A 15,866-nucleotide genomic window follows, 5' to 3' on the forward strand; every position below is an offset into this window, starting at 1 on the left:
GATGCGCGTAATCGGCATTGACCCAGGGCTGCGCAATCTGGGCTGGGGGGTGATTGATGCAGATGGTGTGCGTCTGCGCCATGTGGCCAATGGGGTGTGTCATTCTGACCCGACAGGCACATTGGCCGCGCGTCTGCTGGACCTGCATCAACAACTGACCCGCGTGATGGCCTGCTATGCGCCCGCTGCCGCTGCAGTCGAGCAGACCTTTGTGAACAAGGACGCCGTCGCCACGTTGAAACTGGGCAGCGCGCGCGGCATCGCGCTGCTGGTGCCCGCGCAAGCGGGGCTGGATGTGGGGGAATATGCCCCCAATGCGGTCAAGAAAGCGGTCGTGGGTGTCGGCAAGGCCGCAAAAGAGCAGGTCGCCCATATGGTGCGGATGCAATTGCCCGGAGTGCAGATCGAGGGGCCGGACGCTGCCGATGCGCTGGCCATTGCCATATGCCATGCGTTTCACGCACAATCGACGCGTGCCATGCAATTGGCGGAGCGGGTGCAATGATCGGCAAACTGACCGGAGTGATTGACCACCGTGCCAGCGATCACGTGCTGCTGGATGTCCGGGGGGTAGGCTATATCGTGTATGTGTCCGAGCGGACCCTGATGGCGCTGCCAGGCAGGGGAGAGGCGGCAGCGCTGTATATCGATATGGTGGTGCGTGAGGACCTGATGCAGCTATTTGGGTTTCCCACGCTGTTGGAAAAGGAATGGCACCGGGTGCTGACCTCGGTTCAGGGGGTGGGGGCGAAAGCATCGCTTGCCATTCTGGGGGCTTTGGGGCCGGAAGGGGTTTCGCGTGCGATTGCGCTGGGCGACAGTGCTGCGCTGCGCAAGGCGCCCGGCGTTGGGCCAAAGCTGGCGTTGCGCATCGCAAATGAGTTGAAGGACAAGGCGCCAGCCCTGATGGCCGTATCCGAACAGACGCCTGCGGCCCCCGCGCAGAGCGCGGCACCAGAGGGCGATTTGACAGTGGCGACGCCGCGGCCTGCGTCGCCTGCGCCCGCGCCGCGTTCCAGTGCGGTGGCCGAGGCGATGTCGGCCTTGGGCAATCTGGGCTATGGCCCCTCTGACGCGGCCCGCGCCGTGGCCGAGGCACAGGCCGATACGCCTGATGCCGACACGCCAACCCTGATCCGCGCAGCCCTGCGGCTGCTTGCCCCGAAAGGCTGATCCATGACAACGCCCGACCCCAGCCTGCGCGGCGAGGACTTGCCCGAAGACGCCCCCGAGCTGGACAAGGCGCTGCGCCCGCAATCGCTGGATGAATTCATCGGACAGCGCGAGGCGCGCGCCAATCTCAAGGTGTTCATCCAATCTGCCCGGATGCGGGGGGAGGCGATGGATCACACGCTGTTTTATGGCCCGCCCGGTCTGGGCAAAACCACATTGGCGCAGATCATGGCGCGCGAATTGGGGGTCGGGTTTCGCATGACTTCGGGGCCGGTGCTGGCCAAGGCGGGGGATCTGGCCGCGATCCTGACCAATCTGGAAAAGCGCGATGTGCTGTTCATTGATGAAATCCACCGCCTGAACCCCGCTGTGGAGGAGGTGCTGTACCCGGCGCTGGAGGATTACCAGCTTGATCTGGTCATCGGCGAAGGGCCAGCGGCGCGCACTGTGCGGATTGAATTGCAGCCTTTCACACTGGTGGGGGCAACCACACGACTCGGGCTTCTGACAACGCCGTTGCGCGACCGCTTCGGCATTCCGACGCGGTTGCAATTCTATACCGAGGCAGAGCTGTGCCAGATTGTTGCACGCGGTGCGCGGCTGTTGGGGGTCGCGGCAGAGGATGCGGGCGTGCTGGAAATTGCGCGGCGGGCGCGCGGCACACCGCGTATTGCTGGCCGGTTGCTGCGGCGCGTGGTGGATTTTGCACTGGTCGAAGGTGATGGCCGCCTGACGCAAGCGCTGGCGGATAATGCCCTGACGCGGCTGGGGGTCGATCATCTGGGGCTGGATGGGGCAGACCGGCGCTATCTGACCCTGCTGGCCGAGAATTATGGCGGTGGGCCTGTGGGTGTCGAGACGATTGCGGCAGCACTGTCGGAATCGCGCGATGCGATTGAAGAGGTGATCGAGCCGTTCTTGTTGCAACAGGGCCTGATTGCCCGCACGCCGCGCGGCCGGATGCTGGCGGCAAAAGCATGGGCGCATCTGGGGCTGCCCGCGCCTGTGCCCAACCCTCAGGGACGGTTATTTGAAGAGTAAGCGCGGGGGACAGCCCGTCAGGGGTTGGCCAGTTTGCGCAGCGCGTTGCCAAAGCTCATGCCGTGATCAAATGCACCGTTGCGCAGGAATTCCAGTGTTTCGGCAATGACCATCGGGTTGTTCATCATGAATGTATGTGTCACCGGCAGCACGATATGGTCGGTCATCCCGGCCAGTTTGGTGCTTTCGACCGAAACCTTGCCATCATCATCCCCGTCAATCAGCGCCGAAGTCAGCGGGTTGAGCGAGACATCGCCCGCAATGATCCCAAGCTGATAATTCGGGAATTCTGGCAGTATGTTCGGGGTTGCGTCCTGTTTGGTGCCAAGTTCCAGCCCGGCGGGACCATTCATCCAGGAAAACGCCTCGATATCGGAAAAGAAATCAACCAGTTCTGATCCGTGATTGGGCGGTGCCATCATGACCACGCGGCCCATAGCTTCCGGACGGTTTCTTGCCAGCCAGCCGCGCGCCAGTATGCCGCCCATCGAATGGGTTACAAAATGAACGGTCCCTTCGCCACAATTGCCGACCGCAATGCCGACATGTTCCATCAGTTCCTCGATCGGGGCCGCGCGGGACGGGTAGCCGTGATTGACGACCTGATAACCATGCAGGTCCAGCGCTTCTTCCATGACGCGCATGGAATGCTCTGACCGGGCCAGCCCGTGTAGCAGGACAACACAATCTGCGATTGCGGGGGCAGGGGCCAGAAGAAGGGCTGTCAAGAAAACTCTCATTTTTATAATATAGGGCGCGAATGAATGCATCACCAGCGTTACGATACGCAAAATGGCAAGGCAAGACATGACAAAACCGAGATTGGCCGTTCGCGCCGTGATCCTGCATCAGAACCGTCTGCTTTTGGTGAATGCTTGGCCTGGTGGTGTCAGTGACCTATGGTGCGCGCCCGGTGGTGGGGTTGAGCCGGGACAGTCCTTGCCGGACAATCTGCACCGCGAAGTCCATGAGGAATGCGGCTTGCAGATTGCGGTTGGTGCGCCCTGTCTGATCAATGAGTTCCATGATCCCGACAGCCGGTTTCATCAGGTTGATATCTATTTTCGTGCGGAGATCATCGGGGGGCGGATTGATCCGGGCTGGATTGATCCGGCAGGCGTGGTCAATTCGCGCCGCTTCGTGTCCGAGGGGGACATGCGCGCCTTGCGCTACAAGCCCGACAGCCTGCCTGAAATCGCATGGGGCGCGCCCGCTTGGGACGGGCGCGCTTTGTATGATGCGTTGGAACCGATAGTGCGCTAGCGCTTTGGGGCGCGCGTGCTGGGTCATATTTGTGTGTGTGGGGGCGAGTTGAAGGATGAAGACGACATTCGTTAATTTATTCTGTGCGGAATCAAGGGCGTAAGCCCGCCGCGCATCGCCGGGCCGCCCCCACGGCACGGCGATTTGGCTACCACCAGCGCGCAGATTTGAGCTTGCGCGGATTTGGTCGGCATAAAGCGCCATAGATCTGCCCGTGGATCGCCGCACCGCGGCCCGACGATGCGCAGCTTGCCGCGATGATCGAGCATCAACAAAGCCGTTCAACTCGGCACTGTAAAACCCTGCTTCGCCACGACTTGAAGCTGCTCACTCCTGTTCGGCGAGGAATTTCTCTGCATCCAATGCGGCCATGCAGCCCATACCGGCGCTGGTGACGGCCTGCCGGTAGGTGTGGTCGGTCAGGTCGCCTGCGGCAAAGACACCGGGGATGGAGGTTCGTGTGCTGCCCGGCTCGACCCAGACATAGCCGCCCTCTTGCATCTTCAACTGGTCCTTGACCAGTTCACTTGCCGGGCTGTGGCCAATCGCAATGAAGACGCCCGCACAGTCGATATCGCGCGTGCTGCCATCTGTAACATGGCGCAGGCGCACGGCTTCAACACCGGGGGCGGCACTGTCGCCCATGACCTGATCCAGCGTATGGTCCCAGATCACTTCGACCTTGGGGTGGTTGAACAGGCGGTGTTGCAGGATTTTCTCTGCGCGCAGGCTGTCGCGGCGGTGCACCAGCGTGACCTTTGATGCGAAATTGGTCAGAAACAGCGCTTCCTCTACGGCTGTGTTGCCGCCACCAATAACCACGACTTCCTTGCCGCGATAGAAAAAACCATCACATGTCGCACAGGCCGATACGCCCATGCCCTTATACTTTTCCTCTGATGGCAGGCCCAGCCAACGCGCTTGCGCCCCTGTGGCCAGCACCACTGCATCGGCGGTGTAAGTTGTGCCACTATCGCCCGTTGCGGTGAAGGGGCGCTGCGACAGGTCCAGCGACGAGATATGGTCCGAGATGATCTCGGTGCCCATTTCCTTGGCATGGGCTTCCATGCGAACCATCAGTTCCGGCCCTGTTACCATCGTATCGCCCGGCCAGTTCTCGACCTCGGTTGTGATGGTCAGTTGTCCGCCCGGTTGAATACCCTGCACCAGAACCGGTTCCAACATGGCGCGCGCCCCGTAGACAGCAGCGGTATATCCGGCAGGCCCGGAGCCGATGATCAATAGCCGTGTGTGGCGCGAGTCGCTCATGCGTTCATTCCCCAAATCTGATTTCAGGCGCAATCTAAGCGCTGTGGCCGCCAGCACAAGAGGGGGAATGCCGCGGCAGGCAAGGGCTAAATTTATTGCGCATGATTGAAATATTATTGCGCAATCCCTGCATGATGCGTAAAGAAGTGCAAAAAGCAGGAGTGAGAGCATGTCAGGCGGTAAGCTTGATCCGATTGACCGGAGGATCCTTGCAGAGTTGCAGGCCGATGGGCGGATGACCAATGTGGAATTGGCAAAACGCGTGGGTATTTCTGCCCCGCCCTGTCTGCGCCGGGTGCGCGCATTGGAAGAGCAGGGCTTCATTCGCGGATACCATGCGCAGGTCAATGCGCGGGATCTGGGGTTTGAAGTGCAGGTTTTTGCCATGGTTGGCCTGAATTCGCAGGCCGAGGCCGATCTGGCGCGGTTTGAACAGCGTTGCCGCGACTGGCCGTTGGTGCGCGAGTGTCACATGTTGAACGGTGAGATTGATTTCATCCTGAAATGCGTCACGCCGGACCTGTCGAGCTTCCAGAGCTTCCTGACGGAAGAACTGCTGGCCGCTGACAATGTGATCACTGTCAAGACGTCACTGGTGATCCGCTGCGCCAAGGCAGAACCGGGCGTGCCCTTCGATGTGCTTGAGGCACGCGCCGCCGAACTGGAATAAGCGCGTCAGCGCAGAATGGTTTCGGACTCAACGAACATGTTTTTCCACGCCCGCTCGATCAGCGCGGGCGACATGTGCCTAGGCAGCCCCTCAAAATCGCAGATGGCGATCATCTGGTCGATCAGGAAAACCGGTTGGTAATTGGCATAGACATTGTCGATGGTCGGGTATTTCTTCTGGATCAGATACAGCACCGTCTCTTCATCAATCGGCATGTTGCGCTTCCTTGCAACCATTGCAAAGATTTTCAGGAAGTCCGATTGGCTGGGGCCGTCGATCTTGATCTTGTAAAAGATCCGGCGCAAGGCGGCCTGATCGAAAATGTCATTTGGGTGAAAGTTGGTCGAGAAGATCACAAGCGTGTCGAATGGTACGATGAATTTTTCGCCCGATTGTAGCGCCAGAATATCGTAATTCATCTCCATCGGGACGATCCAGCGGTTGACGATGGCTTGCGGCGGCTCTTCCTGTCGGCCAAGGTCGTCGATGATGAACACGCCGCCTGTTGCCTTGAACTGCAAGGGCGCCTGATAGGTGCGCGAGACGGGGTTGAATTTGAGGTCTAGCATTTCAAGCGACAATTCCCCGCCGGTGATAACGGTCGGGCGTTCGCAGCAGACATAGCGGTTGTCGAACCGGTTTCCGGTCTGGCGCAGCAGGGACGGGTTGTCGTCTGAACTTTCAACCTGAGTGTGAACAATCGGGTCATAGACATTGATCACCTGTCCGGCATGAACAACCGCGCGAGGGACATAGATGCGGTCGCCCATCGCGGCGCGGATACCATTCGAGATGGAGGATTTGCCGTTGCCGGGGGGGCCATACATCAGGATCGAACGGCCGGAACTGACGGCGGGGCCAAGATCGTCGATCAGGCTGGGGGGCAGGATAAGATCGCCCATCGCAATCTTGATCTGCCTGCGCGTGATCTGAATGTCGCGTATGGACTGGCGTTTGATCTGCTGCTCGTATTGTTCCAGCGGCACCGGCATAGCGCCATAATACTCAGACTGTGTCAGCGCATCCAGCGCGCGTGCCTTGCCGGACTCCGTCAGTTGGAACCGCGCCTCTGAAGAGGTGCTGACCTTGGCTGCGGCGACAGCTTCGATCAGTTGTTCGCCGCGCGCGTTGTCGATCAACTCGATTGTCTGGGGAATGGGCAGGCACAGCGTTTTCGAGATTTTGGTGACACTTGAAAGCGACATTCTGAACATCGTTTTCAACAGAATATCACGCATCAGGACCTGGCCGAGGCCTGTTGCTTCAAGGCTGCGAATGGCCGGGGGGGCCGTGATCTGGGGTGGATGGGCGTTCATGATTATGTCCCTACCAACGAGAGAGTGTGGACTCCGGCACGCAAGACGACCTTGGATCAGGTAGTCCCGTTGCCGAAGATTGTAGCAAGGCAAAGATAGAACAGCAGGCTTGGACCCAGCGCCAGACCCATCGGAAACTCGCTTCGGTGCAGGCTTTCCCATTCAGGGACAAGCCCCTGAACAAGGCGGGTGCGCCGCGCAAGGCGATGGGCGACAAAGCTTACAAGAGTGACACAGGCCAGCATCATCAGAAACAGGCTCAGGTCACCAAGGGCTATGAAAGGGGCCATGGCCGCGGCGAATTTCGCATCACCTGCGCCCAGCAAGCCAACAGAACTCAGCACAAAACCTACAACAAGAACAACAGCAAGGCTTGCCCACCCCCAGGCCCAGGAGTGCAAGGGCAGGGCGATCAAGCCGATTACAAGGTAAACAGCAACCAGCGCCAATACGGCGTAGTTATGAATTTTCATCCATTTCATGTCGCTCCAGGCGACCCAAAGGGCGATGGGTGCCACGAATGGCAAAAACCAGATGGCCGACTGGGCATTCAGCAGCATCAGCCACGCCCCCCGCCTTCCAATGCGCGCATGGCGCGCACGGCCTCGTCATAATGCTGGGGATGTGTGTCTATGGCTTCTTGCAGCAAGGTCCGACCCATGGTCTCGTCGCCCTTGCGGATGGCGGCGATGGCCATCGTGTACAGAAGCATTGCGCGTTCCTGCTGGGTCATGCGCACGACCGGCAGGGTATAATTTCCTTGCCCTGCGCGGGCGAGGGCCAGATTATTCTTGGCGGTGAACAGGTCCGGGTCATGCTGAAGGGCTTGTGTGAACAGGCGTTCGGCATCGCGTGGTTCGCCCCGGGTCAGTTTCGAAAACCCCCAGTTGTTGAAAACGCCCGAAGGACGCGTGGTCAGGCCTGCGGCGGTTTCATAAAAATGATCCGCGCGCGCCCATTGCTGGTTGGCATCCGCGATCATGGCTTCCAGCCGGTACCTGTCAAATGTTTCATGCGTTGGCGGGACGGCGTTCAACGTCTGCTCGGCGCGTTCCCAGTCATTTGCGCGGATATAGGTATCGGCCAGCAAAACGCGGTCATCATTCGTGGCTTCGGGGTGGTTGATCACATTCTGCCAGACCGGCACCGCTTCTGCGGTACGACCTGCGCGGACAAGTGACCGGGCAAGGCCGCGTAAATTGCGAATATTTTCCGGGTCGGCCTCTGCCTGAGTGGAGAAATAGGCAACCGCTTCATCCGGGTCGCCGGCGGCAAGCATCAGATCCGCCATATTCTGCTGGTCTATTGCAGTCACAGTGTCGATTGCTCGACCAACGCTGGCCTGTTTGCTGTCTTCGCATCCAGCAAGTGCGAACACGCTGCCTGCCAGCAGCGCAAATATCATAGGGTGGCGCATTTTTGCGTCCTCACTGCTCATCATAGTGGCGTGGACAACAAAAGATACCTGCCGCTGCCCCGCCGCATCAGCAAAAGCTGAAGTGCCTCTTCTTCACCATACCCTGTTTGTTGAGAGTTTTCGATGGCTAAACGCAAATTATCGCGAATTTCAGCAGATCGGCCCGAGTCAAACGCAAAGGCGTTGCGAAAATGTAGACTGGCTTCGCCCCATTTTCCCTGTTCGGCCAATACCACACCAAGGTTATTATGCGCCGGGACGAATGTTTCGTCCAGTTCCAGCGCCCTGCGCAGGTCCTGTTCGGCCTGTTGCAGGCGCCCAAGGCGCAGATTGGCAGAGCCGATTGCAGACAGCACATCGACCGTCGCCCCCTGAGAGCCTGCTGCGCGATGATAGGCCCGCAAGGCGATCTCATACTCTCCGGCAGCCATTGCCCTGTGTCCGACGATCAACCCATCCACTGCCTCGATGACATCGACACGACCGGCCTGTGGCCCCAACTGATCGGGGCCAGCGCTGGCAATCAAACTTTCGTGGCTGTTCTGGCCTGCACCTGTGCAGGCTGCCAGCAGGCATAATCCCAGAAATAGGCCGATAGGTCGCAAATTTACATCCCAGGCATGACGCTTCCGCCACTCAGATCGTTCATGATCCCGACTACAGACGGGCCCACCAAGATGATCAGAAGCGGCGGAACAGTAAACGCCATTGTGCCCAGAGTCATCTTTGTGGGCAAGGTATTTGCTTTCTCTTCTGCACGCATGAACCGTTTATCGCGCATTTCTGCTGCAAAGACCCGAAGCGCATCGGTGATGGACGTCCCATAGGTCGCCGCTTGCACCATGACCGTGACAAAAGAGGTGATGTCGATGACATCGCAGCGCTTTGCCATGTCGCGCAAGACTTCGCTGCGCTCGCGCCCCGCTTTGACCTGTTCGCCAACCGCGCTTAATTCCTCGCTCAGTGCCGGATATGCGAACCCGATTTCCTTGGCAACGCGGCGGATGGACTGGTCTAGCGACTGTCCCGCCTCGACACAGATCAGCATCATGTCCAGCGCATCGGGAAAGCCGGAAATGATCTCTTCCTTGCGTGCTTCGATGCGCTGTTCCAGCCAGCGCCTTGGGCCGAAATATCCCAGAACCATAGGTGCGATCATGGCGATACCCAGCATGAGCGGGCTTTCAAAACTCTCTGGCGCGATGACAAAAACCAGCAGGAAAGACAGGATCAGGCCTGTGATCGCCAGAATGAACTGCAAGGCGGCGAAGTCGCGCACAGCGGTCTTGCTCAGATACCCCGCACGGATCATCTTCTGGCGCGCCTCGGACATTTCCGACGCATTTTCCGGCTCTAGAAAGCGCGCGTATTTTTCAAGCGACTTGAACTCGCGCCCGACCTTGCGGCGCAATTTGGCCGCTTCCGGCGCGGATGCGTCTTTCTTCGGCTTGGCCTGTTCGGCAAATTTCTGCATCGGATCGACGCGCCCGCCGCTCATGACGGCGCTCAGGCCGACGACCAGCAACAGCGCACCACCCACGGCCGACAGGGTGATCAGTCCAAGCGGGGTGTTCAGCATCTCAAGCATTGTCGATAAGCCTTTCGTAGGGTGTTTCGGACTGTATCGGCCTAGACCTTGATGGCGGTCATCTTGCGCATATACAGCACATTTACGATCAGAAAGATGCAGACCACGACCGCCAGAGGCATATAGAGGGGGGTTTCTTTAACATCGTCATAGTAATCGGGCTTGATTGCCTGGATCATGATCATGGCGGCGATCGGAAAGACGGACAGGAACATGCCCGACCACTTTGCCTCGGCCGTGATGGCGCGCACGCGGCGGAACAGTTTGAACCGTGAGCGCACCACCTTGGACAGCCCATCCAGAATCTCTGCCAGGTTGCCGCCGGATTTTGACTGAATCGACACAGCAACGGCAAGAAAACGCAGGTCTTGCAAATCGACGCGTTCGCCAAAATCGGCGATCGCCTCGCCTGCATCACGTCCATAGGACACTTCATCGGCAATAAGGCCCAGTTCACTGCCCAGCGGGTCCGCCACCTCTTCCGAGGCGATGGACAAGGCAGCCACGAATGGGTGCCCGACCCGCAAGCTGCGCACCATCAGATCAATTGCTTCGGGCAGCTGTTCTTCGATGGCATTCACCCGCTTCTTTGCCTTGCTGGATATCCAGAAAAAGACACCGCCAAAGCCGAACAGGATAGACAGCGCGATTCTGGCCGATACTTCCGTATCAGAGGCAAGGGTCAGCATGACAAAGCTGAACACGCTCAAGGCGAACATCAGCAAGATGAGGGTGTTTGGAGAGAAGGCGATATTGCCCTTGCGCGCGCGTTCCTGGATCAGCCCATAGATCGGGATCGAGTATTTTCTGGAATGGGTTGACCGCTCTTTGCGCAGCTGTTCCATGACATCTTTTTTGCCACGGCCCTTTTCGATCAGGTCCAGGCGTCGATTGAGCTTGGAGCTGTGCTCGATGCTCTTGCCAAAAACCATCAGATAGATACCTTGGATCAGAAGCAGCACTGCGCCAAAAATTGACAGGTAAATCAGGGGGCTAAGTGAAAGTTCCATGAATTACCTCCGCACCAGGACTTCGTCGTAGATGCTGCTGGGAAGGTCATATCCCCAACGCTTGAAGCGGTCAGCGAATGCAGAGCGCAAGCCGGTGCCGGTGAAATGGCCCAGAATGGTGCCGTCGGGTTCGAGGCCCGTACGCTCGAAGCGGAAGATTTCCTGCATCGTGATGATGTCACCCTCCATCCCGGTGATCTCGGTGATTGACATCATCCGGCGAGAGCCGTCTTGCAGGCGCGAGACCTGCACGATCAGATTGACCGCAGAGCCGATCTGGCTGCGCACTGCGCGCAGCGGCATGTCGATGCCTGCCATCGCCACCATGTTTTCAAGACGGCTGATCCCGTCGCGGGCAGAGTTGGCGTGGATCGTAGTCATCGACCCGTCATGACCTGTATTCATGGCCTGAAGCATGTCGATAACTTCCTCGCCCCGCGTTTCGCCCACGATAATCCGGTCCGGGCGCATTCGCAGCGCGTTGCGCAGACAGTCGCGCTGGGTGACGGCGCCCTTGCCTTCCATATTCGCGGGGCGGCTTTCCATGCGACCGACATGAACCTGCTGAAGTTGCAATTCCGCCGTATCCTCGATCGTGAGGACGCGTTCTTCATTTCCGATAAAACTGGACAATGCGTTGAGCGTTGTCGTTTTACCCGAACCTGTCCCGCCCGAGACGATGACATTAAGCCGCGTGGACACCGCCGCTTCCAGATAGAGCGCCATTTCTTGGGAAAACGCCCCGAAGTTCACAAGATCATTGACCGAAAGTTTTTCTTTCTTGAATTTCCGGATCGAGACAAGCGACCCGTCCACGGCGACAGGCGGGACCATTGCGTTAAAGCGCGACCCATCGGCAAGGCGCGCGTCAACATAGGGATTGGATTCGTCCACACGGCGCCCGACTGCCGACACGATCTTGTCGATGATGCGCAGCAGGTGGCGTTCGTCCCGAAATGTGACATCGGACAATTCCAGCTTGCCCGCGCGTTCGATAAAGACCTGTTTCGGACCATTCACCAGAATATCGTTGATGGTGTCATCCTGTAGCAACGGCTCCAGCGGGCCCAGCCCCATCACCTCGTAATAGAGTTCGCGATTAAGAGTCGCGCGCTCCTCGCTATTGAGGATGATTTCCATCTCGCCGAGTGTTTCGGCGACGATTGTGCTGATTTCAGAGCGAAGCTCTGCCTCGCTGGCCGTTTCCAATGCGGCGAGGTTCAGGTTTTCCAGCAGGCGCTTGTGCATATCCGACTTGATGCTGTTCAGCCGGTGTTTGCGCTGTTCTGCACGGTCCGGTGCCGCAGCGCGGGCCGCGATTCTGGTTGGGGATGGTGCCGCGGCCTGCGGTTTCGCTTGCTTGGCACGATCAACCGTAGCGCCGCCGGCAGCGGGTTTGTTGCGATCCGGGGCTGCTTCGACCGATTTGATCGGCTGTGTTCCGGTTGTTTTGCGGTAACGTGCGAACATGTTGTTTACCTAATCATTCAGCGGCGATTGACGCGGATTCGGAAGCTTCGAACAATGCACGCGCAAATTTCGAAATTTCTTTGTAAAGCGGGTTCTTGGCGGCATATTCCGACAATGGCAGCCCGTGGTCATTGGCATCGCGCACCTGTGTGCCGCCATCGGGCAGGTTCACGGCAAAGCTGATTCCAAGGCTTTCGCCCATCCGCTTGGCACGTGCCTTGCCGGAGAGGTCCGTAAATTTGGGGGCGCGGCTGAGGATGAAGCGATATTTTTCCATGGATATGCCATCGGCCTTCATCGCACGGATCATGCGCAGGGCATTTTGTGCGGACCGAAGGTCAAGTTCCAGCATCGCGAAATACAGATCCGCCATGTTCAGGACTGTTTCGGTCCAGTGAACAACTGTCCGGGGCATGTCGATAATCACAAAATCGAACTGATCACGCGCCATCGCGATTACACGTTCAATTTCGTCCGGCGTCAGCAGGTCCAGCGGCAGCATGTCCGACGGGGCTGTCAGGACATGAAGCTTGTCGCGGAATGTCTGCAATGCCGCAAAAAACGCGTCTTCGTCCATGCTCGCCGTTTGCGAGAGCAGTTCATAGACCTTCTCGGTGCGCGCGATGTCCAGATAGGTTGAAACCGCGCCAGACTGAAAGTCGAAATCCAGAATGCAGACAGTCTGCTTCGTGTCTTGGCCAAGGCAGCTTAGTTCCCATGCGAGGTTCACAGCGAAATTGGTCCCGCCGACCCCGCCCGACAGCGATTGCACTGCGAAAATCGTGCCATTCTTGCCGCTTGGAGTTTGAATCTGGGGTGTCGCTTGCGCCTGTTCTTCTGCTTTTTCAAGCTTCTCGACAGCGTCTTTCAGCGCACCTTCCGGGAGAGGGTAGGGGACGAAATCATGTGCCCCGGCGCGAAGCAGTTGGTGCAGCAGGATCGGCGACAGAGCTTCTGCGATCAGCACGATACGGATGCCACGCGACGCTGCTTTCTCGATAACAGAGCGAATCAGCGCAAGATTTTTCTCATCATTGTCATCAAGGGCAATTGCCAGAAACTCCAGATCTTTGGCTTCGGCCGTGTCCAGAAACACCAGCGCCTCCTGGAATGTCAGATTGCCCCAGTCTTCTTGAAAAATGGCATCCATATCTTCGATCAGAAGATCGAAATCATGGATATCTCGGGCGATTGTGCAGGCACAGATTTTCTGTAGCTCAACTTCACCAGTGCTGGACATGTCGCATTCCTCAAGAAACAATCATTGATGTGCCACCCGACGATTCCTGCAAACTGGGTTTGCCACAGGATGGCACCTGTGTAGCTACGGATGATTGTTTATAAATCTGGCAAGATTTGGGCCGAATTGCTCTATTTGTTCGGCGATTTGCCTTGTTTGAGGTCACAAAGGCATCAGCAGTGTTCAAATGCGCCAATGTGGCTGGTGCGATCATCATCTTTTGGTCGTGTGAGAAAAACCCTGCACAACGTGGCGCAGGGTTTTCCAGTCAGATAGCCTTGGGTGTTTGCAGCCAGATCACTCTGGGCGGTGCTGTTCGGTCGCGCTGGCGACATATTCACGGTGGATTATCCGGGCATACTGGCCATCCATTCGTGTGTGACGCCGCACCAGACCCGAAATCTCTGTCACTGTCCGGCGGTTGGCGGGCTCGTACCCCTCGCTCGCAATCAGTGGCTGCGTTTCACCCCGCGATACGACTGCAATTATGCTGCTGCGCGGCACATTCTGGGATACCAGATAGCGCATCACAGCATCGGCCCGGCGTTGGCCCAGACGGACATTATAGGCCGCAGTTCCGACCGCATCGGTATGGCCATAGATCGTGAAGCGCAATTCCGGGAATTGGCGCATCCAATGCGCCTGCATCCGCAGGATTGAGCGTGCTTCGTCATCCAGATGGGCGCTGTCAAAGGCAAAATTCACCATCGAGGGCACTTCGGCATGGAAGCGGCGCGTCATCACCTCTGCCAGGCTGATCTGCCCTGATTGCAGCATTGTGTTATGCATGGTCGGATTGCCAAATCCGCCCTCATCTATGCTGGCACCCGCCTCTCGGTTGAACGAGTGTTTTGGGTCGCTGCAAGCTGTCAGGCCAAGGCTGGCAGCTCCGATCAGGAAAAAACGTCTGTCAATTGCCATAACCGGCTCCTTTTTTGAGTGTTCGGGCCTGAGATGATCAGTCCAGAACATAGCCATAAGAGCCGCCGAATTCCTGGCGGGCAATTTCACCCAAAGCGCCCGAACCCGGCGCAGCCAGCCGGCCGCTGAGGAACAGATCACGCTCGCTCGGGGGGCGAACACGGTCGGTCGGCAACATCAGGGCATCGCCGCGCGTGGGTGTGACCAGATGCGCCGTGATCACGATAACCAGTTCGGTCTGGTCGCGCTGATAGTTGGCACTGCGAAACAGGGCACCGAGGACTGGCAATTCCGACAGCCATGGCACGCTGCGAGAGCTTGCGCGGAAATCATCTTCCAGCAGGCCAGCAATGGCGAAGCTTTCTCCATCGCGCAATTCAACCGTTGTCTGGGTTTCGCGGCGACGGAATGCAACAGCGCCTTCCGGCAATCTTGCGCTGGCAACAGTGTCGTCAATTGAACTTACGGCTGCGTCCAGTCGCAGGTTGATGACATTGTCATCCAGCACCCGAGGCGTGAACGCCAATTCTACACCGAAGGGGCGATACTCAATGGTGACATCGCCATCGTTGCGCACTGGCACCGGGTATTCACCACCCGCCAGAAACGATGCTTGCTGGCCGGACAGGGCAGTCAAGTTGGGTTCTGCCAGGGTGCGCGAAAGCCCTTGAGTTTCCAGCGCTTCCAGCAAAACCTGCGTTGTCAGCCTGCCACCACCCAGCCGCAGGGCCAGAGCGCCTGCATTGTCGGCGCCGCCGACGGTCGATGTATCGCCAGTCGAGAAAGAGTTCGTGGAACCAGCATTGACCGACACGGTTGAGCCGAGGCTTTTGCCGATACCGCGCTGCATTTCTGCAAATCTGACCTTCAGCATGACCTGCTGCGTGCCGCCAACGCTCATCAGGTTGGAAATACGGTCCGGTGCGTAGCGTTGTGCCAGTTCAATCGCCGCATCCAGCCTTGCGGCGGTGGATACAGTGCCAGACAGCACGATCCCGTCATTGGCGGTGCGGACCTCGATCTTCTCGTTGGGCAGAATCTGACGCAATCTTTCGCGGAATTCTGCAATATCGGGTGTGACCTGAACCTCTATATTCGACACAAGTCCGCCATCGGGGCCAAGGATTGTCAGCGTCGTGCGCCCCGGGGTCTTGCCCAGAACATAGATCGACCTGTCCGAGAGCGTGGAGATGTCAGCAATGCCCGGATTGGCAATGGAGAGTTCGGCGAAAGGGTTGTCGGTTTCGACAACAACCGCCCGGTTCATCGAAACGCGCAAAGTCGATGCAGCTGCGCCATTGGCTACACGGAAAGTGTCGGACTGGGCGTGGGCCTGTGGCGCATAACCTGCGCCCAAACTCGCCGATAACAGCACTGCCGCCGCTACTTGAATGATTTTCATGTTGCCTGCCTTTTGAAACTGCTCTTCATCTTTGTCCTGCCTCTGACGGGCATTTTTGGACAGGTCGGATCGTTGCTGTTTTACCG

General features: G+C 58.2%; 17 protein-coding genes. 5 read left to right on the top strand and 12 right to left on the bottom strand.

Annotated features, from left to right (window positions below; translation table 11 throughout):
* Position 1: 1 nt before the first annotated feature.
* From ruvC to ruvB, 3 genes are read left to right on the top strand one after another with little or no spacing between them, the layout of a single operon-like run.
* Entirely contained in the window at positions 2-505 is a 504-nt protein-coding gene (gene ruvC, locus EV660_RS03980) for a crossover junction endodeoxyribonuclease RuvC (protein ID WP_071482228.1), read from the top strand.
* Positions 502-1,173 carry a Holliday junction branch migration protein RuvA gene (gene ruvA, locus EV660_RS03985; protein WP_071481304.1) on the top strand — a complete coding sequence of 224 codons (672 nt, stop codon included), beginning with the start codon at positions 502-504 and terminating at the stop codon, positions 1,171-1,173. Before ruvC ends, ruvA begins: the two co-directional genes overlap by 4 nt.
* Before the next feature lie 3 nt (positions 1,174-1,176).
* The gene (gene ruvB, locus EV660_RS03990; RefSeq protein ID WP_071481303.1) at positions 1,177-2,214 is read left to right on the top strand and encodes a Holliday junction branch migration DNA helicase RuvB; all 1,038 of its coding nucleotides are present in this window, start codon (positions 1,177-1,179) and stop codon (positions 2,212-2,214) included.
* Positions 2,215-2,231: 17 nt separating this feature from the next.
* Here ruvB and EV660_RS03995 read toward each other — a convergent pair whose 3' ends face one another.
* Complete coding sequence (locus EV660_RS03995) at positions 2,232-2,942, bottom strand: esterase/lipase family protein (protein WP_375781701.1); 711 nt, start codon at positions 2,940-2,942, stop codon at positions 2,232-2,234.
* 79 nt (positions 2,943-3,021) lie between these two features.
* Here EV660_RS03995 and EV660_RS04000 point away from each other — a divergent pair, with 79 nt between their 5' ends.
* Positions 3,022-3,477 (top strand): NUDIX domain-containing protein, encoded by a 456-nt coding sequence (locus EV660_RS04000; protein ID WP_071482226.1) that lies wholly within the window; start codon positions 3,022-3,024, stop codon positions 3,475-3,477.
* A 327-nt stretch (positions 3,478-3,804) separates the two neighbouring features.
* Here EV660_RS04000 and trxB read toward each other — a convergent pair whose 3' ends face one another.
* A complete protein-coding gene (trxB, locus tag EV660_RS04005; protein ID WP_071482225.1) occupies positions 3,805-4,746 on the bottom strand; it encodes a thioredoxin-disulfide reductase in 942 nt (313 codons plus the stop codon).
* Between the two features lie 169 nt (positions 4,747-4,915).
* On the opposite strand from trxB, the gene EV660_RS04010 reads away from it, so the two are divergent.
* Entirely contained in the window at positions 4,916-5,416 is a 501-nt protein-coding gene (locus EV660_RS04010) for an Lrp/AsnC family transcriptional regulator (RefSeq protein ID WP_071481301.1), read from the top strand.
* 5 nt (positions 5,417-5,421) lie between these two features.
* Here EV660_RS04010 and EV660_RS04015 read toward each other — a convergent pair whose 3' ends face one another.
* From EV660_RS04015 to EV660_RS04060, 10 genes are all read right to left on the bottom strand, one after another.
* Positions 5,422-6,732 carry a P-loop NTPase family protein gene (locus EV660_RS04015; protein WP_071481300.1) on the bottom strand — a complete coding sequence of 437 codons (1,311 nt, stop codon included), beginning with the start codon at positions 6,730-6,732 and terminating at the stop codon, positions 5,422-5,424.
* 56 nt (positions 6,733-6,788) lie between these two features.
* Positions 6,789-7,292 (bottom strand): prepilin peptidase, encoded by a 504-nt coding sequence (locus tag EV660_RS04020; protein ID WP_071481299.1) that lies wholly within the window; start codon positions 7,290-7,292, stop codon positions 6,789-6,791.
* The gene (locus EV660_RS04025) at positions 7,292-8,149 is read right to left on the bottom strand and encodes a tetratricopeptide repeat protein (protein WP_071482224.1); all 858 of its coding nucleotides are present in this window, start codon (positions 8,147-8,149) and stop codon (positions 7,292-7,294) included. Before EV660_RS04025 ends, EV660_RS04020 begins: the two co-directional genes overlap by 1 nt.
* A 20-nt stretch (positions 8,150-8,169) precedes the next feature.
* Positions 8,170-8,754: a tetratricopeptide repeat protein gene (locus tag EV660_RS04030; protein ID WP_375781700.1), complete on the bottom strand. Its 585-nt coding sequence runs from the start codon at positions 8,752-8,754 to the stop codon at positions 8,170-8,172.
* Positions 8,755-8,756: 2 nt separating this feature from the next.
* Positions 8,757-9,737: a type II secretion system F family protein gene (locus tag EV660_RS04035; RefSeq protein ID WP_071481298.1), complete on the bottom strand. Its 981-nt coding sequence runs from the start codon at positions 9,735-9,737 to the stop codon at positions 8,757-8,759.
* Positions 9,738-9,778: 41 nt separating this feature from the next.
* Positions 9,779-10,747: a type II secretion system F family protein gene (locus EV660_RS04040; protein ID WP_071481297.1), complete on the bottom strand. Its 969-nt coding sequence runs from the start codon at positions 10,745-10,747 to the stop codon at positions 9,779-9,781.
* 3 nt (positions 10,748-10,750) lie between these two features.
* Positions 10,751-12,217 carry a TadA family conjugal transfer-associated ATPase gene (locus EV660_RS04045; protein ID WP_071481296.1) on the bottom strand — a complete coding sequence of 489 codons (1,467 nt, stop codon included), beginning with the start codon at positions 12,215-12,217 and terminating at the stop codon, positions 10,751-10,753.
* 13 nt (positions 12,218-12,230) lie between these two features.
* Positions 12,231-13,457: a CpaE/TadZ family protein gene (locus EV660_RS04050; RefSeq protein ID WP_071482222.1), complete on the bottom strand. Its 1,227-nt coding sequence runs from the start codon at positions 13,455-13,457 to the stop codon at positions 12,231-12,233.
* Between the two features lie 297 nt (positions 13,458-13,754).
* A complete protein-coding gene (locus tag EV660_RS04055; RefSeq protein WP_071482221.1) occupies positions 13,755-14,378 on the bottom strand; it encodes an OmpA family protein in 624 nt (207 codons plus the stop codon).
* A 37-nt stretch (positions 14,379-14,415) separates the two neighbouring features.
* Positions 14,416-15,780, bottom strand: coding sequence for a type II and III secretion system protein family protein (locus EV660_RS04060; protein ID WP_071481295.1), 1,365 nt, complete (start codon positions 15,778-15,780; stop codon positions 14,416-14,418).
* Between the last annotated feature and the right edge of the window lie 86 nt (positions 15,781-15,866).

Source organism: Roseinatronobacter bogoriensis DSM 18756 (genome assembly GCF_004366635.1).
In the GTDB taxonomy this organism is placed as follows: domain Bacteria; phylum Pseudomonadota; class Alphaproteobacteria; order Rhodobacterales; family Rhodobacteraceae; genus Roseinatronobacter; species Roseinatronobacter bogoriensis.